The organism is Escherichia sp. 93.1518 (assembly GCF_013368915.2).
Classification (GTDB): Bacteria; Pseudomonadota; Gammaproteobacteria; order Enterobacterales; family Enterobacteriaceae; genus Escherichia; species Escherichia ruysiae.
Map to the genome: position 1 here is coordinate 1 of NZ_JABWMT020000046.1, position 19,312 is coordinate 19,312.

At 48.4% G+C, this 19,312-nt stretch carries 17 protein-coding genes and 1 pseudogene; 9 read left to right on the forward strand and 9 right to left on the reverse strand.

Going from position 1 to position 19,312, the window contains the following annotated elements; genetic code table 11:
- Nucleotides 1–39: 39 nt before the first annotated feature.
- The 4 genes from HEN21_RS21055 to HEN21_RS23495 all read right to left on the reverse strand — a co-directional run bounded on the left by HEN21_RS21055 (nucleotide 40) and on the right by HEN21_RS23495 (nucleotide 2,419).
- Entirely contained in the window at nucleotides 40–735 is a 696-nt protein-coding gene (locus tag HEN21_RS21055) for a conjugal transfer protein TraC (RefSeq protein ID WP_089559555.1), read from the reverse strand.
- Between the two features lie 253 nt (nucleotides 736–988).
- Nucleotides 989–1,522, reverse strand: coding sequence for a transcription termination/antitermination NusG family protein (locus HEN21_RS21060; protein ID WP_001303319.1), 534 nt, complete (start codon nucleotides 1,520–1,522; stop codon nucleotides 989–991).
- 428 nt (nucleotides 1,523–1,950) lie between these two features.
- Nucleotides 1,951–2,238 (reverse strand): helix-turn-helix transcriptional regulator, encoded by a 288-nt coding sequence (locus HEN21_RS21065; RefSeq protein ID WP_000074855.1) that lies wholly within the window; start codon nucleotides 2,236–2,238, stop codon nucleotides 1,951–1,953.
- Complete coding sequence (locus HEN21_RS23495; protein WP_024178332.1) at nucleotides 2,156–2,419, reverse strand: ash family protein; 264 nt, start codon at nucleotides 2,417–2,419, stop codon at nucleotides 2,156–2,158. The genes HEN21_RS21065 and HEN21_RS23495 overlap by 83 nt, the downstream gene beginning before the upstream one ends.
- A 972-nt stretch (nucleotides 2,420–3,391) precedes the next feature.
- On the opposite strand from HEN21_RS23495, the gene repA reads away from it, so the two are divergent.
- Nucleotides 3,392–4,423, forward strand: coding sequence for a plasmid replication initiator RepA (repA, locus tag HEN21_RS21075; RefSeq protein WP_089559551.1), 1,032 nt, complete (start codon nucleotides 3,392–3,394; stop codon nucleotides 4,421–4,423).
- 1,388 nt (nucleotides 4,424–5,811) lie between these two features.
- On the opposite strand, the gene HEN21_RS23500 is transcribed toward repA, so the two are convergent.
- Nucleotides 5,812–6,081 carry an IS66 family transposase gene (locus HEN21_RS23500; protein WP_089559549.1) on the reverse strand — a complete coding sequence of 90 codons (270 nt, stop codon included), beginning with the start codon at nucleotides 6,079–6,081 and terminating at the stop codon, nucleotides 5,812–5,814.
- 707 nt (nucleotides 6,082–6,788) lie between these two features.
- Here HEN21_RS23500 and HEN21_RS21085 point away from each other — a divergent pair.
- From HEN21_RS21085 to faeJ, 8 genes are all read left to right on the forward strand, one after another.
- Nucleotides 6,789–7,313: a fimbrial protein gene (locus HEN21_RS21085; RefSeq protein ID WP_089559563.1), complete on the forward strand. Its 525-nt coding sequence runs from the start codon at nucleotides 6,789–6,791 to the stop codon at nucleotides 7,311–7,313.
- A 14-nt stretch (nucleotides 7,314–7,327) separates the two neighbouring features.
- Nucleotides 7,328–9,772 carry a F4 (K88) fimbrial usher FaeD gene (faeD, locus tag HEN21_RS21090; protein WP_375373331.1) on the forward strand — a complete coding sequence of 815 codons (2,445 nt, stop codon included), beginning with the start codon at nucleotides 7,328–7,330 and terminating at the stop codon, nucleotides 9,770–9,772.
- Nucleotides 9,765–10,556: a F4 (K88) fimbrial chaperone FaeE gene (gene faeE, locus HEN21_RS21095; protein WP_089559545.1), complete on the forward strand. Its 792-nt coding sequence runs from the start codon at nucleotides 9,765–9,767 to the stop codon at nucleotides 10,554–10,556. The genes faeD and faeE overlap by 8 nt, the downstream gene beginning before the upstream one ends.
- A 33-nt stretch (nucleotides 10,557–10,589) precedes the next feature.
- The gene (gene faeF / locus HEN21_RS21100) at nucleotides 10,590–11,081 is read left to right on the forward strand and encodes a F4 (K88) fimbria minor subunit FaeF (RefSeq protein WP_089559543.1); all 492 of its coding nucleotides are present in this window, start codon (nucleotides 10,590–10,592) and stop codon (nucleotides 11,079–11,081) included.
- 235 nt (nucleotides 11,082–11,316) lie between these two features.
- Nucleotides 11,317–12,090, forward strand: a complete 774-nt coding sequence (locus HEN21_RS21105) for a F4 family fimbrial subunit (RefSeq protein ID WP_089559541.1) — start codon at nucleotides 11,317–11,319, stop codon at nucleotides 12,088–12,090.
- A 225-nt stretch (nucleotides 12,091–12,315) separates the two neighbouring features.
- Complete coding sequence (gene faeH / locus HEN21_RS21110) at nucleotides 12,316–13,113, forward strand: F4 (K88) fimbria minor subunit FaeH (protein ID WP_089559539.1); 798 nt, start codon at nucleotides 12,316–12,318, stop codon at nucleotides 13,111–13,113.
- A 30-nt stretch (nucleotides 13,114–13,143) separates the two neighbouring features.
- Nucleotides 13,144–13,908, forward strand: coding sequence for a F4 (K88) fimbria minor subunit FaeI (gene faeI / locus HEN21_RS21115; RefSeq protein ID WP_016262320.1), 765 nt, complete (start codon nucleotides 13,144–13,146; stop codon nucleotides 13,906–13,908).
- A gap of 16 nt (nucleotides 13,909–13,924) precedes the next feature.
- The gene (faeJ, locus tag HEN21_RS21120; RefSeq protein WP_089559537.1) at nucleotides 13,925–14,665 is read left to right on the forward strand and encodes a F4 (K88) fimbria accessory protein FaeJ; all 741 of its coding nucleotides are present in this window, start codon (nucleotides 13,925–13,927) and stop codon (nucleotides 14,663–14,665) included.
- Nucleotides 14,666–14,735: 70 nt separating this feature from the next.
- On the opposite strand, the pseudogene HEN21_RS21125 reads toward faeJ, so the two are convergent.
- From HEN21_RS21125 to HEN21_RS21140, 4 genes and pseudogenes are all read right to left on the reverse strand, one after another.
- Nucleotides 14,736–15,407, reverse strand: a pseudogene (locus HEN21_RS21125) (transposase); the annotation flags it as partial.
- A gap of 147 nt (nucleotides 15,408–15,554) precedes the next feature.
- Nucleotides 15,555–16,085, reverse strand: a complete 531-nt coding sequence (locus HEN21_RS21130) for a PsaF/MyfF family fimbrial adhesin regulatory protein (protein ID WP_089559535.1) — start codon at nucleotides 16,083–16,085, stop codon at nucleotides 15,555–15,557.
- The gene (locus HEN21_RS21135; protein WP_089581704.1) at nucleotides 16,082–16,711 is read right to left on the reverse strand and encodes a winged helix-turn-helix domain-containing protein; all 630 of its coding nucleotides are present in this window, start codon (nucleotides 16,709–16,711) and stop codon (nucleotides 16,082–16,084) included. Before HEN21_RS21135 ends, HEN21_RS21130 begins: the two co-directional genes overlap by 4 nt.
- Nucleotides 16,712–17,632: 921 nt before the next feature.
- On the reverse strand, nucleotides 17,633–19,066 hold the full coding sequence (locus tag HEN21_RS21140) for an SH3 domain-containing protein (protein WP_089559529.1): 1,434 nt from the start codon (nucleotides 19,064–19,066) through the stop codon (nucleotides 17,633–17,635).
- Between the last annotated feature and the right edge of the window lie 246 nt (nucleotides 19,067–19,312).

Sequence of the window (19,312 nt, forward strand, 5' to 3'; positions counted from 1 at the left end):
GACTATCACTTAAATAAGTGATATTGGTTGTCTGGAGATTCAGGGGGCCAGTCTATGTAATGTGATAGTCGTCTGCTCCTGTGTTGCACCCCAGACATCTTCTGGCAAGCTGGGCAGCCCGATAAATAGGGTGTGAAAGAGGGTTTCTCTGCGTTCGATCCCGAATTGATGTTCGTATCCTCTCACCACCTGAAATCCTTCGTCGGAGAATATTAACTCTGCCGTTTCCAGAAGCTGCATAGTTTTGCGGTGTAGTGGAGTGATCAGCTGCAACGTAACTGGTGCCCTCATATCGCCTGTCGGTAGAAAACACTCTTCGGTGCGACTTAGTTGTAGCAGATGACGTTTCCCGGAACAGGCCCGTTCAATGGATTCATTGAACACCCTCTCAGGCCATGGGCAGACATATGTGCGCCAGCCTGCTTTCTGTAATTTACCCAGTGCAGCCCGAAAACAAAACAACGGACATTCCCCGACAGTGGCAGAGCTGAGAAAGAGCGTATTCAGCGTTCCGATGATGGGAATATTGCGATCTTTTTCGGTCAATGCTTTTAACGCCATGATTTCGCCAGGTAGACTACGGAACTCAGGATGTCTGCTGGCACCAGAAAGCCATTCAAGCAGGTAATGCCGTAATCCGGTTTCACTGGTTATATTGTGGTTTTCCTGTGCCGTTTTCAGGGCATTCAGTGCACACCAGAGCAACTGGCGCACGGGATGTTCTGTCGTGGTCATGCGAATGTCCTACTGTGAGATGAAAAGAAGACCGGTATCCGTTCTCTCCGCCACACGTGATGGCACGGGCCGGCCTTTGATAAAACGAATCAATACTCTGGGGTGAAGCCTTTTATTTCTTTCGCCATTAAGAAATACACGGTTCCATCAAAAGACAGGGGGAGTCCATGGTGGGGATGGCTTCGTGCAGGCTTCACTCCGGAATATTCTCTTGAATTGAAAAAAGCCCGGCCCGAAGGCCGGGAAATACTGGCTATGGGATGTTTACAAGGCGCTCCATAAAGCCGTGATGTTCGGCATTTGATACCAGTTCCAGGAGCAGGGATATCCTCGACTCAGGCTGGAGAGTATTTTCCATTCTGAGGAGATACTGATATTGTGCTTTTGTCAGCCATATGCTGGAAGCCGCATTCAGCTCTTCCCTGGCTCCCGGATTTAGCACAGGGTCCGGGTAAATCTTCATTAATCCATCAACAATATCTTTATTTACGGGTTTTATTTCACCGCCAAACTTCACGAAATCAATGAAGGCGCTATGTCGACGTAATGCTGATACTGGGTGAATGTCAAAATTAGCCAGAATAAAAAAGTACCCTGGAAAAATAGCGAATATTCTTTCACGGTAACAGCACCTGGAGTCTGCCCGTCTTATCTTTCTTGTTATTAATGGAGTCCATGGTACGACGTTTTGCTCATTCAGCCATGAGAATAAAGATTCTCTGTTTTTGCCGGCTGTATTATATTGCGCAAGATACCAGTTCCGGTTATTCAGGTGTTCTATATTCACGAAGTTCAACGCTCCGCGCAAAACCGATCCATGATGGACGATTTTGCGATGTCAGGCGAATATGCTAAATCATATGTCTGAAGCAGTGTCCAGCCCATATCTGGATAAACTGCAGTTCTGACAGGCATATAACCAGCAGACTCTAGTACGTTCTGTATCGGTGATTTGGCGAACTCACAGATAAAGAACGGCTAAGCACTAATATCAGCAATACAGTGGCACAGTATTGTGATACGCGAAATAAAACATCAGCACGTCAGTTCAGAGTATCGGGCATGAGCCAGATACAAATAACTGGGACACCGTCTGAAGTGATTTGCTTTATTAAAGTAACTTGTGCTTGGTGTTTATGTTTATCAATTTGGGATCGCCTGTAAAGTGCAAAATGCAATTTCCATGAAAGTGTCCCCTTTAATGGGGACACCTGTTCACATTTTTTCGTTTTCTTTAGCTGTATTGCTAATCATGAAAACGAAAGTTCGCATCAGCACAGCAGAGCGAAGTGCATCATATCCTTCCAGATTTAAATTCTTCAGGCTTCGCTTCAGGTAGGTTCGTACCGTTTCGGGAGAAAGCCGACAGTTCTGAGCAATGGCGTCGTAAGGAACACCCATTGCGTAAAAAACGCAGACTTTAAGCTGGTTTGTTGATAGCTCGGGAAACATGCCTTCCAACAGAGTGATGGCCGGTAGTTTCTGTATCATTTGAGGTGACATAGCAAAGGTCTCCGATGACAACTAAAAACGCTATCACCGAGTTCCTACGCTCATTGGTGATAGCCCAGACGGGGGTAGGAATACCGGCGTCATCGGAAACCGGCCAGGCTAATGCCTGCCCCGCCTGAGCTACCATAGATGACGACAAGAAATACAAGTTCCTGTCTTTATGGTATGGCAAAAAACGACGCCAAATGAAGAAATTAACTTCTGCGCCGACGATGACTACGCGGGTTCCTACGCCCGATCACAGTTTTGCCTGTGACCAGTAAAGGGTACTTAGTATAACTTACCGAGTCAACTAACAGCTTAAAAAATATACAAAAAAGCGTCAAAACTTAACGCTCCGCGCCGAAGCGATCCAGGCATGATGCTTCTGCTTTGTGGCGTTCGAACATGCTGGTCCATATGCACGAAACGGTGTCTGACCCTCGTCCAGACAATCCGCAGTTCTGACGAACATATGAACAAATATGCTCTTGTAGAGGCTGTTGTTACACAATTGGCGGGCTGTGTAACAAATGGTTTTATTATCTAAGAATCATTCTATTTACGATCGAATGATCTACAAAATTATTTTTTAAAGGTTTTTTAGATCGTTTAATTGTCTTAAAACAGAATATTATTCTGTTGGGTGGATCGGTTGTAAGATAAATGATCGTGAGTAGAACAAAAGTCGATCTTTTAATCCAAAAGAAGGATCTAAAGCAGAAAAATCTGCTTTTAAAAATAGATTTTATTTTTTTGATGCTGGTCAAGATTAACTCATTAGATGTATCAGTGAGGAGGCACTGGAAGAGAAGAGATCGTTGTAATGCTTTTCAAATTAACGTAAAGCGGGTATATTTCGGCTGTTATTAGCTGTGCAGAGGGTGGCACTCTGTGGAGCAAACCGGCGAAAGCCGGACGGCAGAATGCGCCATAAGGCATTCAGGAGAGATGGCATGTACGGGCAGTAAGTCAGAAGACTGAAGATGTTCCGGAAGCCATAAAAGGAAAACCCCCACTATCTTTCTTACGAACTTGGCGGAACGACGAAAGATAGTGGGGGCCTCACAGAATACGGGTAAAGTATAATGAAACCGTACCAGAGATTCAACCCTGTGCAGTGTATAAATACACGGCACAATCGCTCCGCCATAAGCGACAGCTTGTGGCAGGTCTGAAGAATACTCCATATAACGCAGTACACTGGAGTCAGTTAGCACCCGAAGAGCAGATCCGTTTCTGGGAAGACTATGAAGCGGGAAGGGCGACCACTTTCCTGGTTGAACCGGAAAGGAAGCGCACGAAGCGTCGTCGCGGTGAGCACTCCACCAAACCCAAATGCGAAAATCCGTCCTGGTATCGTCCTGATCGCTATAAGGCGCTGAGCGGGCAGCTCGGGCACGCCTACAACCGTCTGGTGAAAAAGGACCCGATGACCGGCGAGCAGAGCCTGCGCATGCGTATGTCTCTGCATCCTTTTTACGTGCAGAAACGAACGTATGCCGGTCGCAAATATGCTTTCCGTCCGGAAAAACAACGCCTCCTCGATGCCATCTGGCCGGTTCTGGTCAGCTTCAGTGATGCGGGCACACATACCGTAGGCATGAGTGTTTCCCGTCTGGCCAGAGAAATCAGCCCGAAAGACAGCAAGGGGAAGGTTATTCCGGAACTGGAAGTGACGGTCTCCCGCCTTTCCCGTTTGCTGGCCGAACAGGTACGTTTTGGTGTGCTGGGTGTTTCAGAGGAAACCCTGTGGGACCGTGAAACCCGCCAGCGTCTGCCACGGTACGTCTGGATAACACCGGCAGGGTGGCAGATGCTGGGCGTCGACATGGTAAAACTTCACGAACAGCAGCAGAAACGACTGCGTGAAAGTGAAATCCGTCAGCAGCTCATCCGGGAAGGTGTTCTGCGTGAGGATGAAGATATCTCCGTACATGCGGCCAGAAAACGCTGGTATCTGCAGCGCAGTCAGGATGCACTGAAACACCGTCGTGCAAAAGCGGCAGCCAGTAAGCGCGCCAGACGCCTGAAGAAACTGCCTGCCGACCAGCAGATTCATGAGATGGCAGAGTATCTCAGGAAGCGTCTGCCGCCGGATGAAGCCTATTTTTGTTCCGATGACCATCTGAAGCGACTGGCCATCAGGGAGTTGCGTCAGCTTGAACTGACGCTGGCTGCGCCACCGCCGCACTAGACAGCACCATACCTTCAGCACTGAATCATCGCCAGCCCCTCCGGGGCTTTCGGCGCTGGTTCCGCTCAGCCCAAAATCCGCAGTAATCACCTTAAATCTCCTCAGAGAGGCATATTTGCCCATAAAACCATGCATCAGCCATCAAAACATGGCCACGTTGTTTCAGTTATCCACATAAATCCGCAAACAAAGAACCTTAAGAAGCTGCAAACCTGAAACAGCAAACCTGCAATATAGTCTTAACCCCATTATTTAATCCCCTGCGTTGCTTCGCCGCAGGGAAAGTCTTTATCTCTGAGACCACTGTGAACAAATACAAAGAGGCCTTCGCTTGCAGCGGCCAGGGCCACGCCGCTCAGAATCTAAAAGCACCTCCCACGCTGACGCGCGGGCCCCCTAACCTCACCGTTCTGAAACCACCGCGAAAACATCAAGAATAAAAAACACCACACAAACGCAGCACCGTGCCCACCCCTCATAACTGAAAAGCGAGGCCGCCCCCGCCCGAAGGGCGGGAACAACATCGCTTTTAATTATGAATGTTGTAACTATATTCCATCATGGCTGTTAGTGTTCTGGCTGAAAGTCCTCAGTACACGCTCGTAAGCGGCCCTCACGGCCCGCTAACGCGGAGATACGCCCCGACTTCGGGTAAACCCTCGTCGGGACCACTCCGACCGCGCACAGAAGCTCTCTCATGGCTGAAAGCGGGTATGGCTTAGCAGGGCTGGGGATGGGTAAGGTGAAATCTATCAATCAGTACCGGCTTACGCCGGGCTTCGGCGGTTTTACTCCAGTGTCACATGTAACCACAGCGTACCGCCTTCCATGCCGTTTACACGGCATACAGTGCATTGTGCTCATCTGATAAAAGGAAAATACCCTTCTGGATAATTCGGTTTTGTTAATACTGATGATATTTCCATCAGTATAGATAGAAAATCATATAACCTGTATTCTTGTTTAATAAACAGATATATTTATCTGTTTATTTTCGTATATGCAGGTACCCACTTAGCTGGGTCTGAAAGCTGGAATTGCCTGTAATTCAACGCCGGAAATCTGACAATGCTCGGTCTGTTCAAACTGGTCAGGTTTCCGGCAACTATCCCCATGCTGGAATCATGGGGTTTCTTTACTGTATCACTCCTTCCTGAACGCTTCCGCTGATTGATGGACATAAAATATCATCTATTTACCCTCCTGATTTTCGAGCATAAGTATCCAACTGTAGCTCTCAGCCACATTAGTAATAAATAGTTCGTACGTGTTAACCGGATACAGTATTTGTGGATGAGTGCTATGACTGAGTTTATCAACCCGGTTGGTGAGTCTGTCTGGTAGAACTCTCAGAACATGGTGCTGATACGCTTTCTGTGCAACACCGTTCAGACAGCACGCAGGTCTCTTTCCGTATGGTTATTATCCGTCTCTGCCAGATCGACCTCACTGTAATAACTGAGTGCGCCCCTCTGATTCAGAACATAGCTGAACACTTTTTCCAGTCTGAATTTACTCGACTGTGTGGCATTTTTCTCTATCCTCGCATGTAGCGAAGCCAGTAATGGTTTGAGCCACACCTGCCTGATAGTCAGTTGTTCTGGTTCTGGTAACCCGCGAATTTCACAATGCTGTACGGTATCATTGATATATTTTATTTTCCCGTTGTTGCACTTTTGCTACGGATGTACACATCGTGGATTTTCGTCAGCGATTCTCCTTCACGTTAAGCACTGAACTGCCGATCGTAATCTGTAAACATATCCTCCTGCTGGATACACTGGAAGTGGCGAAGGTGTTGATCCGGATATTTTTTTACCTGCAGATCCGGTAAGTTCATGAGCCACGCTGCCGGGGCGCTGTTCACCCGTTTCTCTGCCTGTTCAGAGGGGCCTTTCCAGTTTAGCTATGCGAATGAGGTATTCATGACGGTACAATATTACCTTCTGTATTAAGACGAGATTTTTCGTCCGCCTGCTTTGTTGCATGTATTACTGCTGGTGTTTTCTCCTTATTCGGAATATGGCTGGTGCGCCTCTCTATGATCTTATCCCTTCCCATTATCTGATATTAGCTGTTGTTATATCGCAAACCAGTTTCATCCTGATATGCATGGTGTTCAGGATGTTTTTTTTGCAGAAGCAACGCGCATTAATGTTGGCTAGTGCTTATATATGCGCAAATTTATTTTTGTGTAATGCATTTTTGTGGGTTTTCTTAACTGTATGTTTTTAAAGAAATTAATTTTAAATAATGTTTTATAATTTTGTTTTTCTGCTGGAGGGGGAGATATTCGCCGCAAGAATGAAATGATCCCCCCCTGGAGGTGTTTTATTTTTTTTTGCGTTTTATTTGTTTCTTCTTTATTGCCTGTACATGGCTCCTGGCTTTGACAGAAACGGCGGAAGGGAGACAAAAAACAATATTTTCTATGGATGTTGTGGCTTCGGCCTGTCATGTGGTGGTGGATGCGGACAGTTCCGGTAACAGTGACCGGTTGACATTCGGGACTTACCGCAAGTCCACGGGAGCATCCGTACCACCGCGTGACTTCACTGTGCGTCTGTATGAGTCCGGCGCCACGGTTCAGGGCTGCTCTGCCTTTAAGGCCGGGCAGGTCGCCACCCTGGATTTTGGTAACCCGGGGCAGCTGGACGCAGGGGGCGTGGTCACCCGCGGTGCTGGTGAGGGTATTCGCGTGGATGTGCGGGCAGTGGATACACAGGCTGATTATCGCGGACGTCTGACTCAGGACAGTCATTCGGTGAATTACCCGGTGGAGTTTGCTGCTAAGGGGCAGTTCCGTTTTCGTGCGCAGCCGGTGTTTCCGGCGAATGTGAAGGCGGGGGAATACACAGGCGCACTGACCTTTGTGGTCACGTATCAGTAACGGAGAAAAGGATTGTGTGTGCAGGAAAGAAGGCAGTCGCAGAGCCGGTTTCGTCCGTGTTTTTCCGTCGGGCCGCACTTGCGCTTGCCGTATCAGCTGCTTTTGCCAGTGCCACAGGTATTGCAGGTGAAAAACTGGATATGTCCTTTATCCAGGGTGGTGCCGGGGTTAATCCGGAAGTCTGGGCAGCCCTGAACGGCAGCTATGCACCGGGGCGTTATCTGGTTGACCTGTCCCTGAACGGGAAGGAGGCCGGGAAACAGATACTGGATGTGACACCACAGGACAGTAATGAACTGTGTCTGACAGAGACATGGCTGACGAAGGCCGGGATTTACGTCAGTGCAGATTACTTTCGTGAGGGATATGACGCCACACGACAGTGCTGGGTGCTGACAAAAGCCCCGTCAGTGAAAGTGGATTTTGATGTTTCCACCCAGAGTCTGGCGCTGTCCATTCCCCAGAAGGGGCTGGTGAAGATGCCGGAGAATGTGGACTGGGATTACGGGACCAGTGCATTTCGCGTGAACTATAACGCGAACGCCAACACCGGCCGTAATAACACCTCGGCCTTTGGCTCAGCGGACCTGAAAGCCAATATCGGGCGCTGGGTGGTGAGCTCTTCTGCCACGGCCAGCGGCGGTGACAGCGGGGATAACTCCGCCACGATAAACATGTTCACGGCCACCCGGGCCATCCGCGCACTGAGTGCGGACCTGGCGGTCGGGAAAACATCCACCGGGGACAGTCTGCTGGGCAGTACGGGAACGTACGGGGTGTCACTGAGCCGGAACAACAGCATGAAGCCGGGCAATCTGGGGTATACCCCGGTGTTCAGCGGCATTGCGAACGGGCCGTCGAGGGTGACGCTGACACAGAACGGGCGGTTGCTGCATTCGGAGATGGTGCCGGCGGGTCCGTTCTCCATCACGGATGTGCCGCTGTACACCAGTGGTGATGTGACCATGAAAATCACCGGTGAAGACGGGCGCGAGCAGGTACAGAACTTCCCGTTGTCGGTGATGGCCGGGCAGTTAAGTCCGGGGCAGCACGAGTTCAGTGTGGCAGCCGGTTTGCCTGACGATGACAGTGACCTGAAAGGCGGTGTGTTTGCGGCGTCATACGGTTACGGTCTGGACGGGCTGACGCTGCGCACCGGGGGGGGGTTTAACCAGGACTGGCAGGGCGTCAGCGCTGGGGCTGTTCTGGGGCTGAGTTACCTGGGGGCGGTGTCTGCTGACGGGGCTTATGCCACGGCAAAATACCGTGACGGCAGCCGCAGCGGAAATAAGGTGCAGTTATCCTGGAGTAAACAACTGGAGATGACGAACACCGGACTGCGGGTGAGCTGGTCACGGCAGAGTGAGGAATATGAGGACATGTCCTCCTTTGACCCGACAGAGTTGTGGTCGCAGTCAAATCATGGTCGCCGGACGAAGGATGAATGGAATGCCGGTGTCAGTCAGCCGGTGGGTGGACTGTTCAGTCTGTCGGTGTCCGGCTGGCAGCGGAGCTATTACCCCGCATCCATGACCGGGCGTTACCGGTACAGCGATGACAACGGTAAGGACACGGGGATTACCGGCACCCTGAGCACGCAGATTAAGGGTGTCAGTCTTAACCTGGGCTGGTCCGGTTCACGGAACACCCGGGGGGAAAACAGCTGGTCTGCATCGGCGTCAGTATCGGTACCTTTCACTCTGTTTGACCGTCGCTACAGCAGCAGTACGTCGGTGAGTACGAGTAAAGACGGTGGCACAGGCTTCAGCACTGGTGTGTCCGGCTCACTGAATGACCGTTTCAGTTATGGTCTGGGCGGTGGTCGTGACAGTGATGGCGGTGCCAGCAGTTATCTGAACGCGTCTTACAGTGGTGACCGGTCTTATCTGAGTGGTGCCCTGAACCACTCTCATTCCGGCGGAACCAGTGGTTCTGTCTCGGTCAGTGGTTCGGTACTGGCCGTTCCGGCGGCGAAGGACATTATGTTCAGCCGCACGACCGGGGATACCGTGGCCGTGGTGAACGTGAAGGATACCCCCGGAGTGAAGGTGACGTCCGGTAACGGAGAGACAGACAGCGATGGCAACCTGGTGGTACCGCTGAACAGCTATGACTGGAACACGGTGACGATTGATGCGGGCACACTGCCGCTGAGTGCCGAACTGACGAACACCAGTCAGAAGGTGGTGCCGACGGACAAGGCGGTGGTGTGGATGCCGTTTGATGCCCTGAAAATTAAGCGTTACCTGCTGCAGGTGAAGCAGCGTGACGGTGAGTTTGTGCCGGGGGGAACCTGGGCACGTGACAGTAAGAACACACCGCTGGGCTTTGTGGCCAACAATGGTGTGCTGATGATTAACATGGTGGATGCGCCCGGTGATATCACCCTGGGCCAGTGCCGGATACCTGCGGCAAAACTGCAGGATACTGAGAAACTACAGGAGATTACGTGTGAGTAAGCGTAACGCAGTAACGACGTTTTTCACCAACCGGGTGACAAAAGCACTGGGGGGGGCCCTGGCGCTGATGATGACCTGTCAGAGTGCGATGGCTTCCCTGGCGGCAGACCAGACCCGCTATATCTTTTGCGGGGACAAGGATGCGCTGACCATCACGGTCACCAACAATGACAAGGCTCGTACCTTTGGTGGTCAGGCCTGGGTGGACAATATCGTGGAGAAGGACACCCGTCCGACCTTTGTGGTGACGCCGTCCTTCTTCAAAGTGAAGCCGGAGGGTCAGCAGACACTGCGTATCATCATGGCCTCGGATCATCTGCCGAAGGATAAAGAGTCGGTGTACTGGCTGAACCTGCAGGATATTCCGCCGGCTCTGGAGGGCAGCGGTATTGCGGTGGCACTGCGCACGAAGCTGAAACTGTTCTACCGACCGAAGGCACTGCTTGAAGGTCGCAAGGGGGCAGAAGAGGGCATCAGCCTGCAGAGCCGCCCGAATGGCAGGACCATGCTGGTGAACACCACGCCGTACGTTTTTGCGATTGGCAGTCTGCTGGACGGAAACGGGAAGAAAATTGCCACGGATAATGAGACGGCACAGAAACTGCTGATGTTCATGCCGGGTGATGAAGTACAGGTGAAGGGAAATGTGGTGAAAGTGGACTCCCTGAATGACTGGGGAAGCCTGCAGACCTGGACAATTAACCAGAAAAAGGCTGCGGCTCCTTCCGGGCAGAAGGCATCTGATTCGCCGATTAATCCGTCTGATAAGGCAGATAAAAAATAACCGCCCTCCGGAACACGGAACAGAGGGGTAAAAATGAAGAAAACAATGACGGCAGCCACCCTGGTCCTGAGTGCACTCAGTATTCAGGCAGCACTGTCCGCTGAATACAGCGAGAAAACGCAGTATCTGGGGGTGGTGAACGGTCATGTGTCAGGTAACAGCGTGGTGAAGGTGACCCGTACACCGACAGACCCGGTGCTGTACCGGAGTGGAGACACGACGCCTCTTCCCGGCAGCCTGACCATCCGTAACGCAGAGTTCAGGGCGGCATCAGGTGGCCTGGCGTATATCACGGTGAAGCAGGTGCTGCCAGATAACGGGGAAGCCCACATCACTCTGAAGACAGCCCTGATGGTTGACGGAAAGAAAGTGGCACTCAGCGCCAGACAGCAGGGTGAGGATGTGGTGATAACCGTACCGGAGGCACAGAAGCTGGTTGAGTTAAGAACGGATGCGCCAGCAGAGCTGGAAGTACCGGTCAGCTACCGGGGAAATCTGCAGATAGCGCTGCAGGTGGAAGGCTGATAATTCATTTTTGGCATAGATACATGTATCTCACGGCTCTGGAGAGCCGTAATTGGTAAAGGGATTTGCCGTTTTTTAAACGGGATTAACGTAAAACTGTTCTGAGTTAAACACAGTGTTTAATGAAATGCGGTTAATTAAATGAATCCGCAGGGGATGGTTTTGCGGTAATTCTGGGAAAATAAGGATTACTGATTTCAGTTTATTATTTATGAAATGTCAAGGTGATTATTTTATGAAAAAGACTCTGATTGCACTGGCTGTGGCTGCATCTGCTGCAGTATCCGGTTCTGCAATGGCGTGGACTCCAAACGGTTCGGGTGGTTCAGTTGAAATGGGGGGTATATTTAGTCCGGCATCCCCGCAGGGGCCGTGGGAAGTGAAAGTTGGCGATGTGGTAAAAGGTCTGGATGCAACGCTCGAGAAAGGCCAGAAGACTGTTGAGCTCCCTTTGAAGAGCGCTATTCCGCTCTTGGGTATTCGTACTCAGACTTCTGAAGCATTTAAGGGACAGCAGGGCATTTCTCCGCAGATTAGTTATGGTGATGTGGTTGATGTGGACTCATTTAGCGAGGGGATGACATCATTAACTCTGGACATAAAAGATTCTCAAGGTGAGAAGCTTGGTAAAGCTGAGACTATTATGGGGGCTGCTGCAATAGCTTCTTTCAAGGGTAGTGATATGCAGGGTGTCTCTTACGTATATGCCACTGGTAGTGGGAGTGGCTTTTTTGGGGGGGTAGCTAAAAAAGCGGAGGGCGTAAATCATGATCCTGAGGGTTTTGCGGAACAAGTGTTTCCTGAGGTAGAGCAACATTATACTCGTCAGGATGTTAGTGATATGGCTTCTCCAGCGGAGGTGAGTTTTTCTGATAACACCCGTACTTTTAGCGCTTTTTATGTATCAGCTATCCCTGCATCCTCAACAATCAATATCACCCTTGATAAGGAGATTAGCGGCACAGTTCAGTGGAACGCTTCTCTGCCGATTACTGTCTCCTACGCGTAATTTAGCAGCATCCGGCAGTAAAACCTCACCGTTTGCTGCTGATTAAAAATTCAGGCCACTGTTTCCGGTGGCCTGAATATACAGAACCGGGATATCGGAACAGGTGTTTTTTCTGTCGGAATGCGTTGTGATGCATGTCGGTTCTGTATTGTTTTCAGTGGGAACACTTTTGAATGATCTGGTTTTTATTTTTATATACTCCGGAACAGAGCAGAGTAAATAACAATGAAAATAGTGCATTATTATAAAGCCCTTCTTTCTGCCATTATTTCGGTGGCCCTGTTTTATTCGGCTGCGCCTCATGCAGATATTCTTGATGGTGGAGAAATTCAGTTTAATGGCTTTGTCACTGACGAAGCACCGAAATGGACCTGGCAGATAAGTTCACCTGACCAGACTTGGTCAGTGGATACTGCCGATGCACGTACAGAGAACGGACAGCTTGTTTTTGATTTGCGTGACAAAGGGGCGCTGCCGTTTCTGGAGGGACATCTGCATGAGGTGGCTGAGCGCGGTGGTCCCGGGTTCACGCCATTGATTACCTTCAGCAGTAACGGACAGCCTTTCGCCGTAAAGGAAGGCAGTGGCACTACGGCGCAACGTTTTCGCGCCTCTGTCCCGGTACGTGACCCGGAAACGGGAAATGTGTCGGGGCAGCTTTCTTTCACCCTGAATCAGGGGATGGCAGTCAGTGCCGGTGCACAGGAAGAGGGGGCGACAGTGCCGGCAGGGATGTCGCTGGTTGGCGGACAGAGCGTGACGGATGTACAGTCAGGAACGTTGCCACAGTGGCTGAAAACCCGCCTTTCCACATTACTTCTGATGAACCAGGGTTTTGGCAATGGCATGAGTGCCGCAGACAATGGTCAGGTCATCTCTCAGGGGATACTGGCTGACGGTCGGGTGATGAATCTGGCTGCGGCATATGCCTCTGTAGTGTCGGATTTTGAACTGCGGTTGCCGGCAGAGGGCACGCCTGCAGCATGGCAGGCGGGGCTGAATGTGACGGTCACGGTACAGTGATGGTTGCAGGGATATAAGGAGAGAAGAGAAGTGAAAAAGGTGACGTTGTTTCTGTTTGCTGCCAGCCTCCTGCCTTCCTGTGTACTGGCCTGGAACACGCCGGGAGAAGATTTCAGCGGAGAGCTTAAGCTGGAAGGCCCGGTGACCAGCACCCGTAATCCGTGGGTATGGAAAGTCGGACAGGGAAATGAAGGTCTGGAGGTTAAACAGAGCCGCGGTGTTCGTGACGGTGAGCAGGCAATTCCGGTCGCACTGCCGGCGATGACCGTTTTACTGGGAAAAACCACCCTGACCACACCGGCAGGACGTGAGGGGCTTTCTCCCCGGGTCAGTTACGGAAAGGGTACTGAGGGATTTTCGCTTGAATGGACAGCACCAGGCGTGGCGGAGGTGACGCTGCCTGTCACCGGAGATAATAACGTCCGGGCAGGCACATTTGTTTTCAGAATGCAGGCTGCGGGGGTGTTGCGCCATGTGAAGGACGGACAGCCGGCGTATGCCGGTGTGTATGACGACCTGAATGTGAATGGTCTGCCTGGTGAAAGCGCAGCCATGAAGACTTCTGATATTCCGGGTGTTCTGCAGAAGATGTTCAGTGGCGAAGGCCCCGGCTGGCTGCAGACAATGACCATCAGTGGTTATTCGGGAGTGAGTCATTTCAGTGATGCCTCTCTGCGTCAGGTTGAAGGTGCGTATGGTGCACAGACTGTGGCAGGCAGTGGTGAATTACGTCTGAACGGCATGATGCCGGAACGCTGGCGGGTATCACTGCCGGTAAGTATTGAGTACCAGTAAGCAGGAGGACGGTCCGGTGCTGAATATTATTCATCGTCTGAAGTCCGGTATGTTTCCGGCTCTGTTTTTTCTGACTTCAGCCAGTGTGCTGGCGCAACCCCTGACTATTCCGCCGGGCCACTGGCAGGAGGGAATGGCTGTGGGGGTAACGGAATTCAGCGGTACGCTGTATGTCCGCGATGTGTCCTGGCAGTGGCAGCCCCGCGCTGTGCGGATGAGTGCACCAGACGCCGTGCAGGCCGGTCTGACAACGGGTAAAAGCGGCATGGTCAGAGAAAGCCGGAGAGGGCAGGATTTTTATATTCTTGGCGGACATACCACATCACTGACAACTGCCCGTCCGGGGCTGCAGCCGGCGGTGACATTACTTCAGGTGGTGCCATCATCTCCCCGTATTGTGGCCCGGGGACAGGTGCGTTACGGGGAAATCACGTGCACGATGCGCCATCTTCTGGCATGGCAGGACAATATTACTGGTGGTCAGGGCTGGAGCGTGGTCAGCGGAGAGGTGACCACGCTGGGGGCCGAAAAGCAGGTGAACGGCTATGAATGGACCCCGGACTATGCCGGCTCGACGGCACGTTATGATGCGTTTATTTCGGGGGCAGAGTCGCTGTTGTCACAGGAGAATGGCAGCCAGCATATTGCCGGTGTCTGGGGGACATCCCTGAGTGATGTGCGGGTGAATTTCCCCGGTGCTGAGGAACCGGTAAAACGCTGGCAGGGAAGCCTGACGCCGGTGGTGGTGTATTTCTGATGAGAGGAAAACAAAGAATCGTGATTCCGGGAAGGTGGATAGCGGGGGCTTATGCAGCCCTGATATTCCTGATGTTGTCGTGATGGTTTGTCATGTAACAACAACAGACTATTTTCGCTCATTATCCGGTAAACACGCTTTGCATTCACGAACGGTAGTCCTTCATTTCGGGACTGCCGCCTGAGTATCGCCCAGACACGGCGATACCCGTATGCTGGCATATCGCCAATGATATCCAGGATGCGCGATAAGACTTCTGCATCCGCAGCCTCATCGCGCCTCTGACGCCGTTTATCTGGCTTGTTATCAGATGCCTTCATCCGTAATGTTAACTGCGCACGTGACACGCCCAGAACACGGCTTACCGGGGCTATTCCTTGTCCGAAGGTAACAAGGGCACATGCGCTATCCATTTTCGCGATTGTGCATACTCCACCGCTTCTTTGAGGATCTCAACTTCCATGGTTTTCTTACCCAGTAAACGCTGAAGCTGATTAATCTGCTTTATTGCAGCGGCCAGTTCAGAAGCATGAACAACGTCTTCACCGGCAGCCACAGCAGTGAGGCTTCCTTCCTGGTATTGTTTCTTCCACTTAAACAACAGACTGGGCTGAATTCCATGCAAACGCGCCACGTGGGACACCGTCATGCCCGGATCCATAGTCTGTTGAATAATTGCGATTTTTTTTTCCTGAGGTGTTTTACGTTTACGCACCTCTTTTCCTAACAAAACGCCAGCCATCTCAAAATTAGAACTAGTGTTAGACATATATCCAAGCCTATCTCTTATTTTAAGATACATCTACTGTCTGGTATTTCAGGGGCCAGCTCAGTTTTAAATTAATGATTTTTGCGGTGAACATCCTTTGTTACACCGCTTCTCGTAATATTAGTAATTGATTGTTGTCAGTTCTTGATAATTGTTGTTTTCTTCATTGTTATGCTCTATGTTTCTTTCTTGAGCTATATTTTTGGGATGCTTGCTGTGATTCTTCTGCCCTAAAAATATAGTTGGCAATGGTATCAGTTGATTATGATTTTCTAATACACCTCTGCTTCCATCAAAAAATATAATGTCATGATTGCTGGCGTGGTAGGAGCATAGAGATAACACTGAGCCTATAGATTGAAATGAGCCTGAGCTGGATGTTTTATATTTATGAGTTGGTATTAACAGATATCCGTGTAAGCTTGTTCTTATAGCTATTCCAGAAAGTGTTTCTGAAATAATTAGTTTTGCATTGTCATCTGACATGTAATGCAGAATGTTAAACCCAATCCCATTTTTTTTTATATCTGTGTGTTCTGTTATATTTTTGTACGTCCTCTCAGAGAAAAATGTTATATCATTGTTATTGACGATGATTAATAATGTGGCAAAAATCGCAATAATGGAAGTTATTACAAATGAAGTTTTCATTTTATAAAGTTGCATGTTTGTTTATCACAGAGAAGTGTTGACTCCATATCATCAATAAAGATAGTGTCTCCTTCGTGTGCGTCATCTATTAATTCACTCATTGTTTCTGATGTAGAAATTATCAGTGAACCACTATTTGTGTGCCAGTGCTTTATATTATTAGCGTATCTCGTATATATAAAGAAGTTGAACGCCCCCAAAAAAAACACACTTATTCCTATTGTTATTGCAGTTAAGAAATTTCGAATTTGTAGTTTGTGATGTCCTGTTTTTACCGTGTGTTTTGTGTTCATTGTTTTGTCCCCGGGAGAAGAATCGATAATTTTTATTTCAATTATTCCGGGAAGAAAAGAGTATCCTTCACCTTTGTGAGTTTTTATTATTTCTTCATTTTTTATTTTCCTTAAAACATCTCTTATGTGTTTTATTGCTACAGGGAGCGATGTTGCAGATACTACCCTTCCTGGCCAGCAATGTTGTGTTAACTCATCCCTTGATATTGAGGTTCCTTGTCTTTCATAAAGATATTTGATTAAAAAACATTCGTTTTTTGAAAGAGGATTAGATTCCCCATCTATTATTATTGCATTTCTTAATACGTCAAGAATAACGTTATGCGTTTTCATGCTGAGCAGGCCTTTCTTCTTTTTTGAAGGCGAAAATATAGAGATTAAGAATTTTTATGTCCAGATAGTTTTTTTTATGCGTGCATTATTATTTGTTATTTATTGCCGTTACTGTAAAGTTGTTTATTATTATCTGGCTATTAGTGGTTAATGCTGTTTGCTGAAGTCATGCTTTTTTGTTGTCGGGGAGGTGTATAGTTTTACGCATTTGATCGCTTATACTTTGATAGCGGATGTGTGCTGGGCTACAGGAACACCAGTCCCTCTGTTGCATTAGCAGTATAGTAATCCTTCCGATATGCTTGTTGTATGGGGTGTTAATAATGATTAATAATTGACCGTTGTGTTTGCTGCTGGCTTGTGGTTGTTATAATGGCTCCTGTTTGTCTCGTCGTCAGGAGTTTGCTCAAAATGTGTGGTGGTGATAGTGGTGAGTTGTTTAATGTATTACATCTTGTTCGCTTGATATTATTGCTTGTTCTTTATATTTTTAGCCTCGATTTTTTAAAAAACGTAATAATTGTCCGTGGATGGCTGGCTGATAACAAATACTTAATGCAACGTAGATACTTCTTTAAGTGTCTCAAAAGCTTTATGCGCACAAATTTAAAATTCTGTGTTGTTTTGGTGCTTATAATTTTCGCTGAGACATGTTTAATATTGATTCCTCCTCTTGCTGATTTTTTTATTAATGTAGATGATTGTATGTGCTGTCCATGACATTTTGCGATAAACCATACACATAACATGAAGAAGACCGAATTATCAAGGCTAAATAGCAACTTGCCAGGTGTGAAAGACTTTTACGTCTGCCATAATGGTTAATGGTCAGGAGGCCTGACCATTGTTAGTGCCTGAGGTTATCCGATATTCCCATTTTACTTCATGAACTTTATGGTTTTGTTAAAAATATAACAAAATTTATTCAATAAAGCCCAATTTAAATAGCGCCTTGCCAGCCAGAGGTTCCAGGCTTGGAGTTTCCGGGTAAGAGGCCAGTAGTGGGAAAAAAACGGCACCGCCAATAATGCTTCGGCTACTGGAATCCACCGGACGCAAACCCCATATATTCTGATATGTCATTGGTACATGCTGCCCATTGATTACAGCATTACCTATATACAGCATGATGTGTCCTTGGATGTATACAAGAGTGGTGAAAGGTCTGCCATGATCCATGAGGTAACGCAGTCTTGTATTGATGTTCGCTTGACTGAGATTGACAAGCCGGGAAGCCGTCTGTATTTGTGCTGCAGAATTTCTGGGAAGCAATATCCCAAATGCAATCATAAGATTTTGTATTTCGGCAGAGCAGTCATTGTAATAGTTATAATTTCCCCAGCCATAGGGTCTACCGATCACTGCTTTCATCAGTATAGCTATATTATTGGGAGTCATTTTCCATGGCATAGCAACAAACTCATCTTCCTTGAGTTCGACGTAGCGAATTTGTGCGCGCCCATCATAGTTGCGTACAGGCACTGCAACCACAAAAACTCCGTTGCGTTTATTCCTGAATGGCAGGATAGTTCCTGGGAGGGCCGTAAAATAGTAGAGTTCTTTTTCATGAACGGAGTATGATTTTTTTATAAACGCTCCTAGATTTTTATTAGCCAGAGTCAGCCATTCAGTAACAAACTGTGGATCTACCATTGCTATATCTTCACTATATATCCAACCCTTGACAGTGGGAGATAAAACATATTTCCAGCGACCGTCGTTGCTTGTCGATAAGACAAATACAGGGGTGCCGGGACGGATTGATGATTCCTGTAAATTATCAAAAGGATAGCCTTGCCCAGCCTGACCTGGATTATCATAAGCCGGGTCGAGAGTCGGAAGAAGTCTGACCAGGGTTTCTCTAATGGTAATTCCCCGTCTTGACGGGTCATAAGTCCGGTCAATGTTGGTCGTCGCGTTATCCCTTATCTGCTGTTTCCATGTGTTCGTGTGGACTCTAAAATTTGCCCCCCAGAAAACACTTTTCTCTCCTAGATACTTTTTTATATTAGCATCACGATCTGCTTCAACCCCCTGGTTAAGGACGGATGCTATATAAAACATGTTCCATGGAGATTTTTCGCCTGCTTTCATTCCAAAATAGTGCGATTTCAGGTTAGAAAAATGGCGTGACTGTGCTGTTTTATCTATGACGGAAATATGCCTCTCTGGGCCGGAAGGGAACCAGTTATCGACAGATTGAGGATAATTTTCTATTGGAAATAGTGATTTTGTTTCGTCTATATAGTTGGTTAATTTAGAGGGGGGTGTAATATTGTGGCATGATGCTGATAACAGCAACGGAACTATTAAGCAAAGAGGCTTTATTCTTTTTGATATCTTACTTTTTTGCATATAGCTGATTCCTATAACAAATTAAACAACTTAATACAGCTCGCGTACAGTTGCTGCTCTTTCTGGCATCACATCCAGCAGGGCCATTTCGCAGCTGCTCGTACAAAACCAGAGAGCTAATTGTCATGCATAATATATGAAATATTACTTTTTTGTTATTATTTTGTATTATTAATAATTATTATTCTCTAGCCTTAAGGCTGGATGGCTTTCAGTATGAGTGAAAATATTTGCTATAATGAAAGA